19 protein-coding genes and 1 rRNA gene are annotated in these 20997 nt (G+C 72.1%); 17 read left to right on the top strand and 3 right to left on the bottom strand.

Annotated elements, in window-relative coordinates; genetic code table 11:
- The first annotated feature begins 189 nt into the window (after positions 1–189).
- Together rrf and ABEA34_RS21690 are read left to right on the top strand one after the other, a co-directional pair.
- Positions 190–306, top strand: a 5S ribosomal RNA gene (gene rrf, locus ABEA34_RS21695).
- A 162-nt stretch (positions 307–468) separates the two neighbouring features.
- Positions 469–828, top strand: coding sequence for a single-stranded DNA-binding protein (locus ABEA34_RS21690; protein ID WP_345523762.1), 360 nt, complete (start codon positions 469–471; stop codon positions 826–828).
- Here ABEA34_RS21690 and ABEA34_RS21685 read toward each other — a convergent pair.
- Positions 788–1924: a DUF1015 family protein gene (locus ABEA34_RS21685; RefSeq protein ID WP_345523761.1), complete on the bottom strand. Its 1137-nt coding sequence runs from the start codon at positions 1922–1924 to the stop codon at positions 788–790. The two genes, ABEA34_RS21690 and ABEA34_RS21685, sit on opposite strands and share 41 nt — an antisense overlap.
- A gap of 47 nt (positions 1925–1971) precedes the next feature.
- Here ABEA34_RS21685 and ABEA34_RS21680 point away from each other — a divergent pair, with 47 nt between their 5' ends.
- Genes ABEA34_RS21680 through ABEA34_RS21625 form a run of 12 tightly spaced genes read left to right on the top strand, consistent with a single transcriptional unit; the run spans position 1972 to position 15679 of the window.
- Positions 1972–2973, top strand: coding sequence for an HAD-IIA family hydrolase (locus ABEA34_RS21680; RefSeq protein WP_345523760.1), 1002 nt, complete (start codon positions 1972–1974; stop codon positions 2971–2973).
- Positions 2974–2983: 10 nt separating this feature from the next.
- The gene (locus tag ABEA34_RS21675) at positions 2984–3172 is read left to right on the top strand and encodes a hypothetical protein (RefSeq protein ID WP_345523759.1); all 189 of its coding nucleotides are present in this window, start codon (positions 2984–2986) and stop codon (positions 3170–3172) included.
- Between the two features lie 2 nt (positions 3173–3174).
- Positions 3175–4014: a TlyA family RNA methyltransferase gene (locus ABEA34_RS21670; RefSeq protein WP_345523758.1), complete on the top strand. Its 840-nt coding sequence runs from the start codon at positions 3175–3177 to the stop codon at positions 4012–4014.
- Positions 4011–4964: an NAD kinase gene (locus ABEA34_RS21665; protein ID WP_345523757.1), complete on the top strand. Its 954-nt coding sequence runs from the start codon at positions 4011–4013 to the stop codon at positions 4962–4964. The genes ABEA34_RS21670 and ABEA34_RS21665 overlap by 4 nt, the downstream gene beginning before the upstream one ends.
- Positions 4957–6648 (top strand): DNA repair protein RecN, encoded by a 1692-nt coding sequence (recN, locus tag ABEA34_RS21660; RefSeq protein ID WP_345523756.1) that lies wholly within the window; start codon positions 4957–4959, stop codon positions 6646–6648. Before ABEA34_RS21665 ends, recN begins: the two co-directional genes overlap by 8 nt.
- A gap of 47 nt (positions 6649–6695) precedes the next feature.
- Positions 6696–7886 (top strand): putative cytokinetic ring protein SteA, encoded by a 1191-nt coding sequence (steA, locus tag ABEA34_RS21655; protein ID WP_345523755.1) that lies wholly within the window; start codon positions 6696–6698, stop codon positions 7884–7886.
- The gene (locus ABEA34_RS21650) at positions 7883–8737 is read left to right on the top strand and encodes a copper transporter (RefSeq protein ID WP_345523754.1); all 855 of its coding nucleotides are present in this window, start codon (positions 7883–7885) and stop codon (positions 8735–8737) included. The genes steA and ABEA34_RS21650 overlap by 4 nt, the downstream gene beginning before the upstream one ends.
- An 11-nt stretch (positions 8738–8748) precedes the next feature.
- Positions 8749–10440, top strand: a complete 1692-nt coding sequence (gene pyrG / locus ABEA34_RS21645; RefSeq protein ID WP_345523753.1) for a CTP synthase — start codon at positions 8749–8751, stop codon at positions 10438–10440.
- A gap of 5 nt (positions 10441–10445) precedes the next feature.
- Positions 10446–11045, top strand: coding sequence for an NUDIX domain-containing protein (locus ABEA34_RS21640; protein WP_345523752.1), 600 nt, complete (start codon positions 10446–10448; stop codon positions 11043–11045).
- A gap of 14 nt (positions 11046–11059) precedes the next feature.
- The gene (gene ald / locus ABEA34_RS21635; RefSeq protein ID WP_345523751.1) at positions 11060–12187 is read left to right on the top strand and encodes an alanine dehydrogenase; all 1128 of its coding nucleotides are present in this window, start codon (positions 11060–11062) and stop codon (positions 12185–12187) included.
- Positions 12180–13124, top strand: a complete 945-nt coding sequence (gene xerD, locus ABEA34_RS21630) for a site-specific tyrosine recombinase XerD (RefSeq protein WP_345523774.1) — start codon at positions 12180–12182, stop codon at positions 13122–13124. The genes ald and xerD overlap by 8 nt, the downstream gene beginning before the upstream one ends.
- Entirely contained in the window at positions 13124–15679 is a 2556-nt protein-coding gene (locus ABEA34_RS21625) for a DEAD/DEAH box helicase (protein ID WP_345523750.1), read from the top strand. The genes xerD and ABEA34_RS21625 overlap by 1 nt, the downstream gene beginning before the upstream one ends.
- Positions 15680–15756: 77 nt before the next feature.
- Here ABEA34_RS21625 and ABEA34_RS21620 read toward each other — a convergent pair whose 3' ends face one another.
- Both ABEA34_RS21620 and ABEA34_RS21615 read right to left on the bottom strand, forming a co-directional pair.
- Positions 15757–16860 carry a glycerophosphodiester phosphodiesterase gene (locus tag ABEA34_RS21620; protein ID WP_345523749.1) on the bottom strand — a complete coding sequence of 368 codons (1104 nt, stop codon included), beginning with the start codon at positions 16858–16860 and terminating at the stop codon, positions 15757–15759.
- A gap of 58 nt (positions 16861–16918) precedes the next feature.
- Positions 16919–18277, bottom strand: coding sequence for a glycosyl hydrolase (locus tag ABEA34_RS21615; protein WP_345523748.1), 1359 nt, complete (start codon positions 18275–18277; stop codon positions 16919–16921).
- Between the two features lie 85 nt (positions 18278–18362).
- On the opposite strand from ABEA34_RS21615, the gene ABEA34_RS21610 reads away from it, so the two are divergent.
- The 3 genes from ABEA34_RS21610 to ABEA34_RS21600 all read left to right on the top strand — a co-directional run bounded on the left by ABEA34_RS21610 (position 18363) and on the right by ABEA34_RS21600 (position 20997).
- Positions 18363–19463: a matrixin family metalloprotease gene (locus tag ABEA34_RS21610; RefSeq protein ID WP_345523747.1), complete on the top strand. Its 1101-nt coding sequence runs from the start codon at positions 18363–18365 to the stop codon at positions 19461–19463.
- A gap of 24 nt (positions 19464–19487) precedes the next feature.
- A complete protein-coding gene (locus tag ABEA34_RS21605) occupies positions 19488–19799 on the top strand; it encodes a GNAT family N-acetyltransferase (RefSeq protein ID WP_345523746.1) in 312 nt (103 codons plus the stop codon).
- 286 nt (positions 19800–20085) lie between these two features.
- On the top strand, positions 20086–20997 hold the full coding sequence (locus tag ABEA34_RS21600; protein ID WP_425576904.1) for a ParA family protein: 912 nt from the start codon (positions 20086–20088) through the stop codon (positions 20995–20997).

Raw genomic sequence — 20997 nt, 5'->3', positions numbered from 1 at the left:
GGTACTAATAGGCCGAGGGCTTGTCACACAAACCCTCAACAAAGACTCACAACGCGCAAACGAACAACTACATGTTCGCGTCCACAATCCAGAACACCAGCCGACACGTATCAGTACACAACTGAACAACGAGCTTGGCCGATCCGACCACGGTGACAACACACCCGTACCCGGATCGACCGCAAGAGTTACGGCGGCCATAGCGAAAGGGAAACACCCGGTCCCATCCCGAACCCGGAAGTTAAGCCTTTCAGCGCCGATGGTACTGCAACCGAGAGGTTGTGGGAGAGTAGGACGCCGCCGGACATTCTTTCGAACAGGGCCACCCCTTCTGGGGTGGCCCTGTTTCGCATTTCGGGCCACCTGTCGCGCACAGGCGTCCTCGCGACGGCGTTCTCCACCGGCGGCTGCGGGTCGACGCTGCGTTGTCGGCGCTGCCCGTGATCGTCGTCGGTGGAGGTGATGTGCATGCCAGCACAGCAGAAAGGAACCGTCGCGGCCGATGCTGCGATCAACGAGGTCCGCCTGGTCGGCCGGGTCTCACAGCAGCCGGAGCAGCGGGAGCTCCCCAGTGGCGACACGCTCTGGACGTTTCGCGTCGTGGTGCCGCGGCCAGCGTCGGCCGGGCGCGCGGCCGTGGACGCCCTCGAGTGCGCGGCCTGGACCGCGCGGGCCCAACGGTCGGTGGCGTCGTGGCAGCCGGACGACGTGGTCGAGGTGTCCGGTGCGATGCGCCGGCGCTTCTTCCGCGCCGGCGGGGGAGCCGCGTCGCGGGTGGAGGTCGAGGTCAGTCGCGGCCGGTTGATTCGTCGCGCAGGGAGCGGATGAGGACTCCGACACTCGGCTTCGGCTGGAAGGAGGTCGCCTTCTCCGGAAGGAGACGTCCCTTCTCGGCGGCGCGCAGCACGTCCGCGAAATCAGGCGCCGGCATCAGGATCGCCAGTCCTCGTCGTCGGGCGACCGCCCGCAGGGCCTCGTCGACCGAGTGGGCGTGCCCGAACGCGATCTCCGGCCGGTGGAGCGCCCGGAGGACGTCGTCGTGCAGGATCTCGACCGCGAGCCGGTCGTCGGTGCGGGGTAGGGCGATGGTCGCCCAGTCGTGGCCGTCGGTGGTGACGACGGTGTCCGGTGCGAGTGCCGCGATCGCTTCCTCGGGGCCGGCGACGGACCTGACGGTGGCGCCGAGCACGTCGAGGTCGCCCAGGGTCAGACCCGGCAGGACCCGGTGGATGGCGCCGAGGTAGAGGGGCGTGTCGTCCTGGTCGACCAGCATCGCCAGCCCTGCGTCCGACGCCGGCGCGAGCTCAGGGTGATCGGTACGGAGCAGTCCGTAGGCGGCGTACCGGTGGTGCCCGTCGGCGATCAGGACACGCGCCGCACGGAGGTGGTCGGCGATGCTCCCGAGCGTGGGTGCGTCGCGGATCGGCCAGACCCGGTGGTACTGGCCGGAGCGGTCCGTGAACTGGTGCTCGGGCGAGGTCCTGCGGGCCTCCCGCAACCGGTCACGGAGGCCGGCCGGTGCGCGGTGGGTGAGCAGGATCGGTGCCGGGTTCAGCGCCATCTCGGCCATCCGGTCGGCGAGCTCGGCGGCCTGCGCGGGGTGCACCCCCTCGTGAGGGAACACCGCGACCTCGTCGCGGGACCCCGCCCGGCGGGTGAGGTCGAGTGCGCCGACGAGCCCGCGGATCGTGATGCCCGTGGTGGTGAACTCGTGCAGGTAGACCGCCGGTGTCGCGTCGTGGCTGAGCTGACCGGAGCGTTGCCAGGCCGCGAAGCGGGAGGCGACGTCGCGGTACGGCTGGGCGAACGATCGTGCCGAGGCCTGGGCGCCGATCCTGCTCGGGGCCAGCATCATCGCCCGGAACGGCTCCAGCCGCAGGGGCCGGGCCACCAAGGCAGGGGTGGCCACGACGCCGGAGTCCATCGGAGCATCGTAGGGTGCCGCCTGACCCACCACATGGAGGAGGCGCCGTGCTCGGCACGTCTGAGGAGCCGCTGTGCCAGGCGTACGACCTGGCGATGCTCGACCTGGACGGGGTCGTGTACATCAGCGGTGAGGCCGTCCCGGGTGCCGCGGCGCACCTCGCGGCCGCACGCGATGCCGGGATGCGGCTGGCCTTCATCACCAACAACGCCGCGCGGCCCCCCGAGGAGGTCGCCGAGCACCTCAACCAGCTCGGCGTCGACGCCGAGGTCGAGGACGTGGTGACCTCGGCCCAGGCCGCGGCCCGCGTGCTGGTGGACCGGTTCGGCGAGGGCGCCCGGGTGGTCTGCCTCGGCTCGGCGGGGCTCGAGCAGGTGGTCAGGGCGGCCGGCCTGGAGCCCGTCGGTGCCGAGGACGACGCGGTCGCGATCGTCACCGGCTACGGGCCCGAGGTCCGGTGGAGCTCCATCATGCGGGCGGCGGTGCGGATCCGCGACGGGTTGCCGTGGGTGGCGAGCAACGCGGACCAGACGATCCCGACGGCGTTCGGCATCGCGCCCGGGCACGGGGTGCAGGTGGCGATGCTGCGCGACTTCACCGGGGTCGAACCGATCGTGGCGGGCAAGCCGGAGCGGCCCCTGCTCGACGAGACGGTACGACGGGTCGGTGGCAAGCGACCGTTGATGGTCGGCGACCGGCTGGACACCGACATCGAGGGAGCGCGCCGGATCGGGCTGGACTCGTTGCTGGTGCTGACCGGGGTGACGGGTCTCGCGGAGCTCGTCGCGGCACCGGAGGAGGTGCGGCCGACGTACGTCGCGCCCGACCTCGCCGGGCTGCTGGAGCCGCACCCGGCACCCGCGCAGGATGCGGAGGAGCACCACCTCGGCGGCTGGCGCGGGAGGGTCGACGACGGCCGCCTGACGGTGACCGGCGACGGCAGCCCGGGGGACTGGTGGCGGGTGGCCGCGGCGACCGCTTGGGCGCACCTGGACGCGGTCGGCGAGCCGGTCGACCTGAGCGCGGCGACCCCGCCCGCCGCGGGGTAGCCTCGGGCGCATGAGTGAGACCGATCTGCCCGAGCCGGAGCGGGTGCGTACCGGGGTCGACTCGGTCGATGACGTCATCCGGGCCGTCGAGGAGCTCGAGGAGCGTCCGCTGGAGGAGCACGTCGGCGTCTTCGAGGCCGCGCACACCGAGCTGCGTCGCGCCCTCGACCACACCGAGTCGCCGACCGAACCCGCCTGACCGTGCCGCCTCGACGGCTCCGCCTGGACGCCGAGCTCGTACGGCGCGGGCTGGCGCGCTCGCGCGACCACGCCAGTGAGCTGATCGCGCAGGGGCGCGTCAAGGTCGGAGGCGCGCGGGCCGCGAAGGCGGCCACCGGCGTCACGACCGACGTGGCCATCGTGGTCAGCGACGACCCCGACCGTCCGGACTACGTGTCCCGGGGTGGGCACAAGCTGGCGGGAGCGCTGGCGGCGTTCGAGCCGCACGGGTTCGTGGTCGCCGGCCGACGATGCCTGGACGCGGGAGCGTCGACGGGTGGGTTCACCGACGTGCTCCTGCGGCACGGCGCGAGCGAGGTGGTGGCGGTCGACGTCGGCTACGGCCAGCTCGCGTGGCGGCTGCAGCAGGACGAGCGGGTCGTGGTGCACGACCGCACCAACATCCGCGAGCTCACCACCGAGCTCGTCGGCGGGCCGGTCGAGGTCGTGGTGGGGGACCTGTCGTTCATCTCGCTCGAGCTGGTCCTCGACGCGCTGCTGGGGGTCGTCGTGCCCGAGGCCGACCTGGCGCTGATGGTGAAGCCGCAGTTCGAGATCGGCAAGGAACGCCTCGGCAAGGGCGGCGTGGTCCGCGATCCCGAGCAGCGTGCCGAGACGGTCCTCGGCGTCGCCCACGCGGCCGCCCGTCGCGGCTGGGGAGCGCGGATGGTGGCCACCAGCCCACTCCCGGGGCCGTCGGGCAACGTGGAGTTCTTCCTGTGGCTGCGCAAGGGCCCGGCCGAGCTGTCCGACGAGGACATCCACAGCCTCGTGGTGGCAGCCGACCCTCTGGGGGTCCCGGGTGAGAGGGTGGACCCGTGAAGTCCACCGACCCGGCCGACCGACGGGTGCTGCTCGTCGCGCACACCGGACGCGACGAGGCCCGTGAGGTCGCGCGCGCCTTCACCAAGGCGCTGACCGCGCACGGGATCGTGGTGCGGCTGTTCCCGTCCGAGGCTGCGGACCTGGGACTGGAGCCGGGCAACGACGGCGTCGAGATCGCGGCGGAGACCGACCCCAGCGGCGGGTGCGAGCTGGTGCTGGTCATCGGCGGCGACGGGACGATCCTGCGTGCTGCGGAGCTGATCCACGGGACCCTCACGCCCGTCCTCGGCGTCAACCTGGGCCATGTGGGCTTCCTGGCCGAGGCCGAGTATGACGACCTGGAGTCGACGATCGACGCGGTGGTCCACCGCCGCTACACGTGGGAGGACCGGCTCACGCTCGACGTGTCGGTGCACCGCGACGGCGAGGTCATCGCCCGGACGTTCGCCCTCAACGAGGCCAGCGTCGAGAAGGCGGCCCGCGAGCGGATGATCGAGGTGGTCGTCGAGATCGACGGGCGACCGCTGTCGCGCTGGGGCTGCGACGGTGTCGTCTGCGCGACGCCGACCGGCTCGACGGCGTACAACTTCAGTGCCGGCGGGCCGGTGGTGTGGCCCGGCGTCGAGGCGCTGCTCCTGGTGCCGATCAGCGCGCACGCTCTCTTCGCCCGACCGCTCGTGGTCGCCCCGACCTCCGTGATGGCCGTCGAGGTCCTGGCCCGCACCGACGGCGCGGGCGTGCTGTGGTGCGACGGGCGGCGGACGGTCGAGCTGCCCCCGGGCGCCCGGATCGAGGTACGCCGCGGCGAGGTGCCCGTGCGGCTGGTCCGGCTGCACGAGGCCCCGTTCACGGACCGGCTGGTGGCGAAGTTCGGGCTGCCGGTCGAGGGGTGGCGCGGCTCCACGGAGCGGCGGCACCGGGTGGCCCAGGAGACGGACGATGCTTGAGGAGATCCGGATCTCCTCGCTCGGGGTGATCGAGTCGTCGACCCTCGAGCTCGGCCCCGGCCTGACGGTGATCACCGGTGAGACCGGCGCCGGCAAGACCATGATCGTGACCGCGCTGGGCCTGCTGCTCGGCGGACGGGCCGACACGGGCGCCGTCCGCACCGGCGCCAAGACCGCCCGCGTCGAGGGGGTCGTCCGGGTGGCCGGGCTGGCCGGCTTCGCGGAGGCGGTTGAGGACGTCGGCGGCGAGGTCGAGGACGACCTGGTCGTGCTCGCGCGCAACGTCTCGGCCGAGGGGCGCTCGCGCGCCTTCGTCGGTGGTGCCTCGGTGCCGGTGACCGCGCTCGCGCAGGTCGCGGAGCCGCTGGTGGCCGTGCACGGCCAGTCCGACCAGCACCGGCTGCTGCAGGCACGCGCGCAGCGGGAGGCGTTGGACCGGTTCGGTGGAGCGCCGGTGGCCTCGTTGCTGGCGACGTACTCCGACCTGCACCGCCGCCTGGAGGCCACGGAGGCCGAGCTCGCGGAGGTGGTCGCCACGGCACGCGAGCGCGCGCAGGAGGCCGACCTGCTGCGGTTCGGGCTGGGCGAGATCGAGGCCGTCTCGCCGGAGCCGGGCGAGGACACCACGCTCGCGGCCGACGAGACCCGGCTGGGCTTCGCCGACACGCTCCGCACCGCGGCCGAGCAGGCCCGGGAGGCGCTCTCGAGCGAGGACGGGCAGCCGGACGCGCTCACCACGGCGTACGCCGCCCGGTCGCTGCTCGACGGCGTCCGGGAGCACGACACCGAGGCGGGCGAGCTGGCCGACCGACTGGCGGAGCTCACCTACCTGCTGTCCGACCTGGCCGCCGACGTCGCGTCGTACGCCGCTCGGATCGAGACCGACCCGGCACGGCTGTCGACGGTGTCCGAGCGACGCGCGGCGCTGACCGCGCTGACCCGCAAGTACGGCGACACGATCGACGAGGTGCTCGCCTGGTCGGAGCGGTCCGCGACGCGGCTGCTCGACCTCGACCACACCGACGAGCGGATCGAGGAGCTGCGCGCCGAGCAGGAGGTGCTCCGGCGCGACCGTGAGCGGGCCGCCGCGGCGTTGACGAAGGCGCGGACGTCCCTGGCCGAGCGGCTGGGCCTGGAGGTCACCTCCGAGCTCGCGCTGCTCGCGATGCCGCACGCCCGGCTCACCGTCGAGGTGCGTCCGGCGGACCGGTTCACCGCCTCCGGCGCGGACGAGATCGAGCTGATGCTCGCGGCCAACACCGGCGCCGAGCCACGGGCCCTCAACAAGGGTGCGTCCGGCGGTGAGCTGTCCCGCGTGATGCTCGCGCTCGAGGTCTCGCTGGCCGGCACCAGCCCGGTGCCGACGTTCGTCTTCGACGAGGTCGACGCCGGCGTGGGTGGCGCCGCCGCGGTCGAGGTCGGCCGCCGTCTGGCGCAGCTGGCCCGCACGGCGCAGGTGCTCGTCGTGACGCACCTGCCGCAGGTCGCGGCGTACGCCGACCGGCACGTCGTGGTCGAGAAGGCCTCGGACGGCTCCGTGACCAGCTCGGGCCTGACCGTCCTCGACGACACCCAGCGGGAGCGGGAGCTGTCGCGGATGCTCGCGGGGATGGCCGACTCCGACACTGCGCTGGCGCACGCGCGCGAGCTCCTCGAGGTGGCGCAGGAGGCGCGCCGAGGCTGACTCGATGCCAGGATCACCCGATCCGTTTTGGCACGATTGACCCAGTCATGAGGTCATCGGTCCAGAAACGTCCAGTCGTCGCAGCACCTCCCGGAACGGTCGGGACCGCTCGGGTCGACCGGCGGACCCGGGGCCTGGTCTCCCGGCTGCGCCCGGGCGACATCGCCGTCGTCGAGCACCTTGACATGGACCGCGCGACCGCCCAGGCGCTGGTCGATGCCGGGGTCGTCGCGGTCGTCGACGGGGTCGCGATCATCTCGGGTCGCTATCCCAACCTCGGCCCGCGCATCCTCGCCGAGGCGGGTGTCGTGATCGTCGACGGCGTCGGTGCGGCGGGCGTGGCGGCCATCTCGGATGGTGCCGAGGTCCGGGTCCACGAGGGCACGGTCTTCGTCGGGGACGCGGAGGTCGCGAGCGGCCGGGCGCTCGACCGGGACTCGGTCGCGGCGGAGATGGAGCGCGCCCGCTCGGGCCTGGCCACCCAGCTGGCGGCGCTCACCCACAACAGCACCGAGTTCCTCCGGCGCGAGCAGGACCTGCTGCTCCACGGGGTGGGCGTACCCCGGCTCGCAGCGCGGATCGCCGGCCGGCCGGTGGTCGTCGTCGCCCACGACTACGACCCCGACACCGAGCTCGCCGGCGTACGCCGCTTCTTGAGCGAGCAGCACCCGGTCGTCATCGGCGTCGGCCCCGCCGCCGACCGCCTGCGCACGGCGGGCGTGCGCGTCGACGTCGTCGTGGTGGACGCTGCGGACGACGAGCTCCCGTCCGCGGCCGTGCTGCGTGCGGCCCGCGACGTCGTCGTCCGCGCCGACCGGGGGAGCACGCCGGCCGCGGTCGAGCAGCTGGAGCGGCTCGGCGTACGACCCGTGCTGCTCGAGTCCGCCGCAGCGCCCGCCGACGCCGCCCTGGTGCTCGCCGACGCCGCCGACCCGACGGTGATCGTGGCGGTCGGGATGCGCGCCACCGTGGCCGAGCTGCTCGACAGCCAGCGGCCCGGCGTCGCCGGGACCTTCCTCACCCGGCTCAAGGTGGGGCCGCGGCTGGTCGACGCCGCCGCCGTGCCGCACCTCTACTCCGGCCGGGTCCGGCCCTGGCACCTCTTCGTGCTCATGCTCGCCGGCCTCGCCGCCCTCGCGGCGGCCGTGTCCGTGACCCCCGTCGGGCAGGAGTGGGCCGACTCGCTCGGCTCCGCCCTCGCCGACCTCTACGACCAAGCACAGGGACTGTTCTCGTGATCTCCTACCGACACCACGTCGTGTCGCTCGTCGCCGTCTTCCTCGCCCTCGCCGTGGGCGTCGTGCTCGGAGGAGGTCCGCTCAGCGACCTCGGCCGTGACGACCGGGCGGCCGCGGCCAGCACCGCACCCGCGCGGGAGGCGCAGCGCACGGCCGACTTCGGCGACCAGTTCGCCGCCGCCTCCGCGTCGACGCTGTACGGCGGCCGGCTCGCCGACCATGGGGTCGCGGTCGTCACCATGCCCGGTGCCGACCCCGACACGACCGCGGCACTGTCCGCCGAGGTGTCCGCTGCCGGCGGCAAGGTCGTCGGCACGTACACCGCCCGGGCGGCGCTCACCGACCCCGGACAGAAGGCGCTCGTCGACACCCTCGGCAGCCAGCTGATGACCACGCTCGAGGACGCCGTCGACGCGGACGCGACGACGTACGAACGCCTCGGGAAGCTGCTGGCGCTGGCGGCCACCGGAGACGGGGCCGACGCGGAGACGGTGCGGGAGAGCCTGGCCGGCGCGGAGCTGGTGGACCCGTCGAAGGGCGCCAAGCCGGCCGACGTCGTCCTGGTGATCCTCGGGGACCACGCCGACCCGGCGATCCTGGCGGGACTCACGACGGGCCTCGCCGCCAAGGCGAAGGGCGTCGTCGTCGGCGGGGACACGAGGTCCGGGGTGTCCGGCGGTGACCTGGTCGCGCTGCGCGCCGACCCGGACGCGGACACCGTCGCGACCGTCGACGGGGTCGACACGGCCCTGGGCCAGGTGACCGCGACGCTCGCCCTGATCCGGTCCCTGACCGATCCGGGCGGGTCCTTCGGTGCGTCGGGTTCGGCGGGAGCCGTGCCTCTCACGTAGGATCGAGTTCCGTGAACAACGGGACGCCCACCAAGCACGTATTCGTCACTGGGGGCGTCGCCTCTTCCCTCGGGAAGGGCCTCACGGCCTCCAGCCTCGGCAGTCTTCTGAAGGCACGCGGTCTGCGCGTGACCATGCAGAAGCTCGACCCCTACCTGAACGTCGACCCGGGGACGATGAACCCCTTCCAGCACGGCGAGGTGTTCGTCACCAACGACGGCGCCGAGACCGACCTGGACATCGGCCACTACGAGCGGTTCCTCGACACCGACCTCGGTCAGATCGCGAACGTCACGACCGGCCAGGTGTACTCGAGCGTGATCGCGAAGGAGCGCCGCGGCGACTACCTCGGCGACACCGTGCAGGTCATCCCGCACATCACGAACGAGATCAAGGAGCGCGTCCTGGCCATGGGCGGGCCGCACGTGGACGTGGTGATCACGGAGGTCGGCGGCACCGTCGGCGACATCGAGTCGCTGCCGTTCCTCGAGGCCGCGCGCCAGGTGCGCCACGACATCGGCCGCAACAACGTCTTCTTCCTGCACGTCTCGCTGGTGCCCTACATCGGCCCGTCCGGCGAGCTGAAGACCAAGCCCACCCAGCACTCGGTCGCGGCCCTGCGCCAGGTCGGCATCCAGCCCGACGCGGTGGTCTGCCGCGCCGACCGCGAGCTGCCGGACTCCATCAAGCGCAAGATCTCGCTGATGTGCGACGTCGACCAGGAGGCCGTCGTCACCGCGGCCGACGCGCCGTCGATCTACGACATCCCGAAGGTGCTGCACCGCGAGGGCCTGGACGCCTACGTCGTACGCCGGCTGGACCTCCCCTTCCGCGACGTCGACTGGACCGTCTGGGACGACCTGCTCCGCCGGGTGCACCACCCCAAGGAGGAGGTGACCGTGGCGCTGGTCGGCAAGTACATCGACCTGCCCGACGCCTACCTCTCCGTCGGCGAGGCGCTGCGAGCCGGTGGCTTCGCCCACGAGGCGAAGGTCAACATCCGCTGGATCGCCTCCGACGAGTGCGAGACGCCGGCAGGTGCGGCCAAGAACCTGAGCGACGTCGACGCGATCTGCGTGCCCGGTGGCTTCGGCATCCGCGGCCTCGAGGGCAAGCTCGGCGCGCTGACCTACGCCCGCACCCACGGGATCCCGACCCTCGGGCTCTGCCTGGGTCTGCAGTGCATGGTGATCGAGTACTCGCGCTCCGTGCTCGGCCTCGAGAAGGCGGGCTCGACCGAGTTCGACCCGGACACCCCGGAGCCGGTGATCGCGACGATGGCGGAGCAGATCCACTTCGTCGAGGGCGCGGGCGACCTGGGCGGCACGATGCGCCTCGGTCTCTACCCGGCCGTCCTCAAGGAGGGGTCGGTCGCGCGCGCGGCGTACGGCGAGGAGCTGATCGAGGAGCGCCACCGGCACCGCTACGAGGTCAACAACGCCTACCGCGACCAGCTCGAGGAGGCCGGGCTGGTCTTCTCCGGCACGTCGCCGGACAACAACCTCGTCGAGTTCGTCGAGCTGCCGCGCGAGGTGCACCCCTACTACGTGTCGACCCAGGCGCACCCCGAGCTGCGCTCCCGCCCGACCCGCCCGCACCCGCTCTTCAAGGGGCTGGTCGGCGCGGCGATCGAGCGGCAGAAGGAGCTGCGGTTCCCGATCGACGAGAGCCTGCTGCACCGCGCCGACGAGGACGAGGACTGAGCCGGGTGCCCGAGCTCGTCGGCGATGCCGACGCCTGGCCGGTCGCCGACAGCACGCACCGGTACGACGGTGGGTGGGTGATGCGGCTGCGCGAGGACCAGGTGCAGCGGCCCGGTCATCGCGACGAGACGCCGTTCAGCCGGCTGGTCCTCGAGCACCCCGGGGCCGCGATCATCCTGGCCGTCGACGACCAGGACCGGGCGCTGTGCCTGTGGCAGTACCGCCACCCGGTCGAGCGGTCGCTGCTCCAGCTCCCGGCCGGACTGTGCGACATCGCGGGGGAGGAACCCCTCGGCGTGGCGCGTCGCGAGCTGGTCGAGGAGGCCGGCTTCGAGGCGGCCGAGTGGACGCACCTCGTTTCGGCGTACTCCTCTCCCGGGATCTCCGAGGAGATGGGGCACTACTTCCTCGCCCGCGGGCTCACCGAGGTGGGTCAGGGCGACTTCGAGCCGGAGCACGAGGAGGCCGAGATGGAGGTCCGCTGGGTGCCCGTGCAGGAGCTGGCGGACGCCGTGCTGGCCGGTGGACCGGTCGACGGGCACCTCGCCATCGCCGTCTTGCTGGCCACCGCACGCGGTCTGGCAGGATCGACCCGTCCCCGGTAGCAAAGGAGCTCCACGTGAAGGTCGGCGTCCCCAAGGAAGTCAAGAACCACGAGTACCGGGTGGCGATCACCCCGATCGGTGTGCACGAGCTGGTGGCGCACGGCCACGAGGTCTTCATCCAGCAGGATGCGGGCGTCGGGTCGTCGATCCCCGACGAGGAGTACGTCGCCGCCGGTGCCACGATCGTCCCTGATGCGGACTCCGCGTGGGGCGCCGACGGCAGCATCGACATGGTGCTCAAGGTCAAGGAGCCCGTCGCCGAGGAGTACCACCGGATGCGGGAGGGGCTGACCCTCTTCACCTACCTCCACCTCGCGGCCGACAAGCCGCTGACCGAGGAGCTGCTGGCCCGCAAGGTCACCGGCGTCGCCTACGAGACCGTGCAGCTGCCCTCGGGCGGGCTGCCGCTGCTCTACCCGATGTCGGAGGTCGCCGGTTGCCTCGCGCCCCAGGTGGGCGCCTACTCGCTGCTCAAGGCGCAGGGCGGCCGCGGTGTGCTGATGGGCGGGGTCGGCGGTGTCGCCAACGCGAAGGTCGTCATCATCGGCGCGGGCGTCTCCGGCCAGAACGCCGCCAACATCGCGCTCGGCATGGGCGCCGACGTGACGCTGCTCGACACCGACCTGGACAAGCTGCGGATGTCCTTCTGGCGCTACAACAACCGGGTCCACGGGCTGGCGTCGTCCAAGCTCGCGCTCGAGCAGCAGGTGCGCGAGGCCGACATGGTCATCGGCGCGGTGCTGATCCCGGGTGCGGCGGCGCCCAAGCTGGTCTCCAACCAGCTGGTGTCGGAGATGAAGCCGGGCTCGGTGCTCGTGGACATCGCGGTCGACCAGGGTGGCTGCTTCGAGGACACCCACGCGACCACGCACGCGGACCCGACGTACCAGGTGCACAACTCGACGTTCTACTGCGTGGCCAACATGCCGGGCGCGGTGCCGAACACGTCGACGTACGCCCTGACCAACGCGACCCTGCCGTACGCCGTCGCGCTGGCCGACAAGGGCTGGGCGCAGGCGTGCCGCGACGACCACTCGCTGGCCCTCGGCCTCAACACCCACGCCGGGCTCCTCACCAACGGACCGGTGGGAGCCGCGGTGGGCATCGAGGCCGTCAGCCTGGACGGAGTACTCGCTGAGTGACGTCCAGCGGGCGGTCCGCACCTACCTCGACCACCTCTCGGTCGAGCGCGGGCTCGCGGCCAACACCCTGACGTCGTACCGGCGCGACCTGCGCAGGTACGTCGGCTACCTGGCGGAGCGCGGCGTCGACGACCTCGACCAGGTCACCGAGGCGACCGTCATCGACTTCCTCGTGCGCCTGCGCGAGGGCGACGCCGAGCACCCGGCGCTGACCTCCACCTCGGCCGCGCGGACCGTGGTGGCGGTGCGGGGCTTCCACAAGTTCGCCGTCGCCGACGGGCTGGCGACCATGGACCCGGCCAGCGGCGTGAAGCCGCCGACGCCGGCGAAGCGGCTGCCCAAGGCGCTGCCGCTGGCCGACGTCGAGGCGATCCTGGAGGTGGCCGGGGCTCCCGGGACGACGCTGGCGCTGCGGGACCGGGCGCTGCTCGAGCTGCTGTACGGCACCGGTGCGCGCATCTCCGAGGCCGTCGGGCTGGACGTCGACGACCTCGACTGGGGTGCCTCCGGCACGGACGGCACCGTGCTGCTGCGCGGCAAGGGCAGCAAGGAGCGGATCGTGCCGGTCGGCTCGTACGCCCGGGAGGCGATCGACGCCTACCTCGTGCGCGGCCGGCCGGAGCTGGCATCGGTCACGACGAAGGCGACCAACGGGGGAGCGCTCTTCCTCAACGCCCGCGGGGGCCGGCTCTCGCGGCAGTCGGCCTGGGCGGTCCTGGTGAAGGCCGCGGACCGGGCGGGCATCACCAAGGACGTCTCGCCGCACACCCTGCGACACTCGTTCGCGACCCACCTGATCGACGGCGGCGCCGACGTCCGCGTCGTGCAGGAGCTGCTCGGGCACGCCTCGGTGACCACCACGCAGGTCTACACGCTGGTCACCGTCGACAACCTCCGCGAGGTCTTCGCCACCGCCCACCCGAGAGCACGTGACTGATGGCGTACGACGCAGATGCGGTGCTCGACGACATCACGGCGTACGCCGGGGGTCTCGGTCTCGAGCTCTACCCGCACCAGGAGGAGGCGATCCTCTCGATCCTCGCCGGCGACAACGTCATCCTCGCCACGCCTACGGGCTCGGGGAAGTCGCTGGTCGCGGTCGGGGCGCACAAGGCGGCGATGGCCTCCGACCGGGTGTCGTTCTACACCGCGCCGATCAAGGCGTTGGTGAGCGAGAAGTTCTTCGCGCTGTGCGAGGTGTTCGGCGCGGACGACGTCGGGATGCTGACCGGCGACGCGTCGGTCAACCCGGACGCCCCGATCATCTGCTGCACCGCGGAGGTGCTCGCCAACATCGCGCTGCGCGAGGGTGAGCGCGCGGACGTCGGGCTCGTCGTGATGGACGAGTTCCACTTCTACGCCGAGCCCGACCGCGGCTGGGCCTGGCAGGTGCCGCTGCTGGAGCTGCCGCAGGCACAGTTCCTGCTGATGTCGGCCACGCTCGGCGACGTGACGGAGCTGGCCGCGGACATCACGCGGCGCAACGGCCGGGACACGACGGTCGTCGACGACGCCGTACGACCGGTGCCGCTGCACTTCGCCTGGCAGCTGACGCCGCTGATCGAGACGCTCGAGGAGCTGGTGACGACCGGGCAGGGACCGGTGTACGTCGTGCACTTCACCCAGAAGGACGCGGTCGACGGCGCGACGTCGCTGCTCAACGCCGGGTGGGCCTCCGCCGACAGGGCGCAGCGCGACGAGCTGGCGGAGCGGCTGGCCGGCTTCCGGTTCGGCGCCGGCTTCGGCAAGACCCTCTCCAAGCTGCTGCGCAAGGGGATCGGCGTCCACCACGCAGGGATGCTGCCGCGCTACCGCCGGGTCGTCGAGCAGCTGGCCCAGGCCGGTCTGCTGCGGGTCATCTGCGGCACGGACACCCTCGGCGTCGGGATCAACGTGCCGATCCGCACCGTGCTCTTCAGCGCGCTCGCGAAGTACGACGGCAACCGGTCGCGGGTGCTGCGCAGCCGGGAGTTCCTCCAGATCGCCGGCCGCGCCGGCCGCGCGGGCTACGACACCGCGGGGTACGTCGTGGTCCAGGCGCCCGAGCACACGATCGCCAACGAGAAGGCCAAGGCCAAGGCCGCGGCCAAGAACGCGGCGATGAGCGCCGAGAAGCAGGCCAAGCGGGGCAGCAAGGCCCAGCTCAAGAAGCCGCCGGAGGGCACGGTGGTGTGGACCGAGCAGACCTACGACAAGCTCGTCGAGGGGCTGCCGGAGCCGCTGGTCTCGCGGATGAAGGTCGACAACGCGATGCTGATCAACGTCCTCGCTCGCGAGGAGGACGCCTTCCCGGTGATGCGCCGGCTGCTCATGGACAACCACGAGGAGCGTCGTCAGCAGCTGCGGCTGGCCCGGCGCGCGCTGCGGCTGGCCCGGTCGCTGGTGCGGTCGGGGACGCTCACGCGCCTGGACGAGCTGGACGAGTTCGGGCGTCGCTACGTGATGACGGTCGACCTGCCGGTGGACTTCGCGCTCAACCAGCCGCTCGCGCACTTCGCGCTCGCGGCGCTCGACGTCCTGGACCCGGAGTCCGAGGACTACACGCTGGACATCGTCTCGGTCATCGAGGCGGTGCTGGAGGGGCCGCGCCAGATCCTGGCGCAGCAGCAGTACGTCGCGCGGGGCGAGGCCGTGGCGGAGATGAAGGCCGACGGCATCGAGTACGAGGAGCGGATGCTGCTGCTCGAGGAGGTCACCTGGCCGCAGCCGCTGGCCGAGCTGCTGACCGCGACGTACGAGATCTACCGCGAGCGGCACCCCTGGCTGCGCGAGGACGCGCTGGCGCCCAAGTCGATCGTGCGCGAGATCTACGAGCAGGGGATGAGCTTCACCGACTTCGTGAGCCGCTACCAGCTCGCCCGGTCCGAAGGCCTGGTGCTGCGCTACCTGACCGATGCCTACCGGACGCTGCGGCAGACGGTGCCGGAGGCGCACCGGACGCCGGAGCTCGATGACCTCGTCGAGTGGCTGGGGGAGACGGTCCGGCAGACCGACTCGTCCCTGCTCGACGAGTGGGAGGCGCTGTCCGACCCGTCGCACGTGCGGACCGACGTGGCGCACCACGAGCCGCCGCCGTCACCGCGGGCGATCTCGAAGCAGGCGCGGGCCTTCCGGGTGATGATCCGCAACGCGATGTGGCGCCGCGTCGAGCTGGTCGCCCGCGACGACCTCGACGGGCTGATGCGGCTGGAGCGGGCGGCCGCCGACCGCACCGACCCGCCCGCCGAGGTGCTGATGACGCGCCCGGCCTGGGACGCGGCGCTCGAGGACTACTACGCCGAGCACGACCGGGTGCTGACCGACGCCGACGCCCGCGGCCCGGCGCTGCTGACCGTGACCGAGTCGGGCCGCGCCTGGGAGGTGCGGCAGACCATCCACGACCCCGAGGGCCACCACGACTGGGTGATCGACGGGATCGTGGACGTCGACGCCTCCGACGACACCGGTGAGCTGGTGCTGGCCGCGGTGGCGATGCACCGGCTCGGGGGCTGACGGTGCGTCGAGTGACGCGAATTGGTCCTTGAGAGCGTTCCGGAAGGGCCGTTTCGCGTCACTCAACGATCTCGGCGTCAGCCGAGCCAGTCGTCGCGGGCCGCGACGGCGGCGTCCGGGTAGTCCGCGAACAGGCCGTCGACGCCGGCGTCCAGGAAGGCCGTGATCTCGGCGTGGATGTCGCCGTCGGCGTTCGGGTCGGTGCCGACGCGGAAGTTGGTGGCCATGAACTGGTTCTCGTTGCGGAGCGTGAACACCACGACCTTCAGGCCCACGCGGTGGGCGTCGTCGACCAGGTGGCTGGGCGCGCCGGTGGCACCGGTCGCCGGGTCGCGGGGGAGCACGAGGTCCTTGTTGGGACCGACCCAGTCGGCGTACCGCGAGATCGAGCGCAGGCCCTGCGGCGTCACCATGGCGGCGTACGTCGTGCCCGGCCGGTCGAAGGGACCGCCGGCGGCGTCGACGAGCTGCTCGATCGGGAGCTTCGTCATCCGGTCGAGCTGGCGCAGGTTACCGATCTCGAAGGACTGGATGACGACCTTGTCCTTCGACGAGTCCAGCCCGAAGCGGTCCAGGGTGCGCAGCATCGGCTCCTCGAGCGAGAGCCCGATGGAGTCGAAGTACGACGGGTGCTTGGTCTCGGGGGCGACGCCGATGGTGCGGCCGGTGCGTCGCTCCTCGCGCTGCACGAGCCGGAGCACCTCGGCGAAGGTCGGGATCTCGAACTTCCCGTCGTACGCCGTGTTCTCGGGCCGGACCTGCGGCAGCCGCTCCTTGGCTCGCAGCGTCTTGAGCTCGGCGAGGGTGAAGTCCTCGGTGAACCAGCCGGTCACGGGTCGGCCGTCGATGACCTTGGTGGTCCTGCGGGCCGCGAACTCGGGGTGGGCGGCGACGTCGGTGGTGCCGCTGATCTCGTTCTCGTGGCGGGCGACGAGCACGCCGTCCTTGGTCGACACCAGGTCGGGCTCGACGTAGTCGGCGCCCAGCTGGATCGCGAGCCGGTACGACGCCAGGGTGTGCTCCGGCCGGTAGCCGGACGCGCCGCGGTGGCCGAAGACCTGCGGAACGGTCCGGTGCGCGTGGCCGTGGTGGTGGGGATCGTGCGCCTGGACGGGCGCGATCGTGAGGAGCGGGACGGTGAGGGCGGCGCCGAGCGCGCCGAGCATGATCCGAGAAGTCATGCCTCGATCGAAACCGGCGCAGGTGACCTGAGGGCGAGGTCGCGGTGAACGCTTCCCGTCAGGGACCGACGGTGCAGAAGCCGCCCTTGCAGGAGTCCATCCAGGCCGGGGCGCGCTTCAGCGACGACAGCTGCTTGATACCGGTGCCGTCGTCGACCCAGAACATCGACCACAGCGGGGGATGCGTCAGACCCCGGGCTGCGCGGGTCACGACCGCGGGGTCCCAGGTGGCGTCGGAGGTCTGGTAGGGCCCCACCTCGGTGAACGCCATCCGGCTGACCTTGGCGGCGACCGCGGCGTACCCGGCGGTCGACAGCGCATCGCCGACCCGACTGTAGCTGTCCATCCCGGCGAGGTCGACCATCGTGGGCAGCAGGCCGACGGGCGCGCTGGTGTTGGTCCCCGTGTCGGCGTTGAAGCTGTAGGCCCACAGCACGTTGTGGACGCCCAGGCCGGCGGCGCGGTCCTGCATCGCGGTCCAGAGCTGGCGGTAGGTCGTGGCGTGGGGTCGGCCCCACCAGAACCAGTCGCCGTTCGCCTCGTGCAGCGGTCGGAAGACGACCGCGACGCCGTCGTCCTGCAGCTCGCTGAACAGCTGCATCCCGGCGTCGAAGTCGGCCCAGAACCTGGTCTTGGCGGCGCTGTCGCTCGGTGCGACCAGGCTCTCCAGGTCGGTCCAGCTGCGGTCGTCGTACCGGGCCGCCGTCCCCGGGTTGTCCGGGTGCCACGAGACGCTCAGCACGGCACCCTGCTGGGCGAGCCCGGAGAGGTAGTCGAGCGGCCGGACGGGGAAGGCGTAGCCCTCGCTGTCGACGAGCTCCTTGAGGTCGAGGCCCACGACGCCGACCGACCGCCTGCCCAGCTTGTCGAGCGGGGCGGCGTACTGGGCGTTGGAGACGTTGAGCTGCTGGCCGATCCCCATGGCGCCGGCGCTCTGCCAGCGGTCGAGCCGCGCGGCGAGGCAGCGCGCGGCGCGGTCCGCCGCCGGGTCGACGAGCGGCGTGCGCGGGATGCACGCGGACGTCGCGGTCACCTTGAGCGTGACCACGCGTGAGGTGGCGCGGAGGGTGCGGTGCGACGAGGTGCGCAGCACGCGCAGCTTCTGGACGCCGGCGGCCGAGGTCCGGACGCGGTACGACGCGCGCCCCTGGGCATCGGTGGTCGGGCGGGCCTGGGTGACCCAGTGGCCGGAGACGCGACGCTGGACGACAAGGCGGACCCCCTTCTTGGCGGGTCGGAGCCGGGACGTGAGCGTCGCGGGTTCGCCGACCGGGACGGTCGTGGGGCCGATGCGTACGGCGAGCGTCGCCTGCGCGGGGTGGTGCGGGCGCGCAGCGACCAGGGTCGCCCCGGACACGATCGATCCCCCCGCGAGCAACCCGATGAGAGCGAGCCGCACGGCCCCCCACCGTTGCACCCGACGATTCTAGCCGGGCGCGCCCCGATCGCCCGAGTTCCAGCAACTTCCAGCGAGGTCCCTGGGTTCGGTGAGACCGTTGTTGGTGCTCATCTCTCGCGCTGGCCGGCGACCGCTGACCATCGTCCTGGCGGTCGTGCTCGTCGCCACGCAGCTCGCCGCCTGGCCGCGGAGCGTCGACGCGCACGACGGCGTACGCCTGCGCACGACGGCACCGATTGTGGTCACGGCGCCGAAGAAGGTGACGGTCGGCGGGCGGATCGCCTTCGTCGGAGACGTGGTGGTGAAGCGCAAGAAGCCACGACCGGTCGCGGTGGCCGAGCGGTCCGGCGGCAGGTGGCGGGTCGTCGGCAGGGCCACGTCGAAGGCCAACGGCACCTTCACCGTGCGCGTCGCGGCCGGCACGGCGACCGGCAGCAGGGTCTTCCGCGCCCAGGCCGCGGCCGCCCACGGGCTGGCCGCGGTGAGGACCGGCGCCGTCCGGGTCACGGTCACCAAGAAGCCCGTGAGCACCGGGACGGAGATCCCGGGCACCGACGAGTACGACGCGGCCGAGGCGCTGCCGGCGTCGTACGACGCGGTCGGGCCGAAGGGCGACTGGAGCTACCTCTTCGTGGACCAGCACGGCGACGAGCAGAGCGTCCGCTGGGACCCGTGCCCGGTGATCAGGTGGCGCTACAACGCCGCAGGGCAGGAGTACGCCGCTCGCGCGGACGTCACCCGGGCGATCGCGAAGATATCCGGGGTCACCGGCCTGAAGTTCAAGTACGTCGGCTCCACCGGCTTCCGGTACGTCGGCCAGGCGGACCCGGACTTCCCGCACAACGCCGACCTCTTCGTGTCCTGGGCGAGCGAGAAGCAGTACGGCCAGCTGGCCGGCGGCGTCGTCGGCACCGGCGGCGGCCTCGCCACCTCTGCCGGTGCCGGTGCGCTCGACGTCGACTGGCGGATGGACGTGGGCTACCTGACCCTCGACAGCGGCGCCCCGCAGATCGCGCGCGGCTTCGACGGCTCCGGCTGGGGGCAGATCATGATGCACGAGGTGCTGCACGCCCTGGGCCTGGGTCACGCGCAGACCAGTCAGCAGCTGATGGCGCCCGTCGCGGACGACGACAACTACCAGTTCGGCGCGGGCGACATCACCGGCATGCACCGGATCGGGCTCCGCTCGACCGACAGCTGCTAGCACCCGGGTCCTAGGCTGGGGCGCATGGCCGACGTGCAGACCTCCCACAACCCCGCCGAGCACCGCTACGAGGCCCACCTCGACGGCGAGCTCGCGGGCTTCGCGGAGTACCAGCTGACCGACAAGCTGATCATCTTCACCCACACCGAGGTCGACTCGGCCTTCGAGGGCAAGGGCGTCGGCTCGGCCCTCGCGCGGTTCGCGCTGGACGACGTACGCGCGACCGGGACCCGTGAGGTGCTGCCGCTGTGCCCCTTCATCAAGGGCTGGATCGGCAAGCACCCCGAGTACGCCGACCTGGTGCACGTCGCCCGGACGAGCACCGCCACGGACTGATCTCTCTCCACAGGTAAGTGCACAGGCGACCCCTGCCCTGTGCACCCACGCGGGGCCGAGTGCACAGATTTCCCCTTCTGCTTGGGGGTTTCCGCCCCGCTGTTGTCGCTGTCGGAGGGCGGTCCTAGAGTCGCCGCAAGTCGACCACAAGTCGCCGTGTCGACAAGTCGTGGAGGAGCGTGGGATGAGCGCAGGTGGCACGTCCGAGGCCGGCGCGATGCCGCCCGTGGTCCGCACCCCCGACCCGACCGTCGACCTGCCTTCCCCCGATCCACGAGATGAGCTGCTGCCCGTGTCCGACCCCTTGCCCTTCGAGCCTCCGGCGCGCGCCTCGAAGGCCCAGCCGACGGATCAGCCCAAGCTCGGCGCGACCGGCCGCCCGATGCCCTTCCTGCCTGAGCCGCGACCGGTCACGAGCCACGGCAACGCGCGCGTCGTCTCGATGTGCAACCAGAAGGGCGGCGTCGGCAAGACCACCACGACGATCAACCTCGGGGCCTCGCTGGCCGAGTACGGCCGCAAGGTGCTGCTCGTCGACTTCGACCCGCAGGGCTCGCTGTCCGTCGGGCTGGGGCTCAACCCCCACGAGATGGAGCTGTCCATCTACAACCTGCTGATGGAGCGCGACGTCACCCTGGACGACGTCGTCGTCTCGACCGGCGTCGAGGGCATGGACCTGCTGCCCTCCAACATCGACCTCTCGGCCGCCGAGGTGCAGCTGGTCAACGAGGTCGCCCGCGAGCAGACCCTGCAGCGGGTGCTCGCGCCGGCCCTGGAGAAGTACGACGTCATCCTCATCGACTGCCAGCCCTCGCTCGGCCTGCTCACCGTCAACGCCCTCACGGCGTCCGACGGCGTGATCGTCCCGCTCGAGTGCGAGTACTTCGCGCTGCGCGGGGTCGCGCTGCTCAAGACGACCATCGACAAGGTGCGCGAGCGGCTCAACCCCAAGCTCGAGATCTACGGCGTGCTCGGCACGATGTACGACGGCCGCACGCTGCACAGCCGCGAGGTGATGGAGCGCCTGGTCCAGGCCTGGGGCGACACCGTCTTCCACACGGTCATCCGCCGCACGGTGAAGTTCTCCGACGCGACGGTCGCGGGCGAGCCGATCACGGCGTACGCCTCGACCTCCGCCGGTGCTGACTCCTACCGTCAGCTGGCCAAGGAGGTGCTGGCTCGTTGGCCCGACGAGTGA

Source organism: Nocardioides conyzicola (genome assembly GCF_039543825.1).
Taxonomy (GTDB): Bacteria; Actinomycetota; Actinomycetes; order Propionibacteriales; family Nocardioidaceae; genus Nocardioides; species Nocardioides conyzicola.
This window is presented reverse-complemented; position numbering and strand designations above follow the sequence as displayed.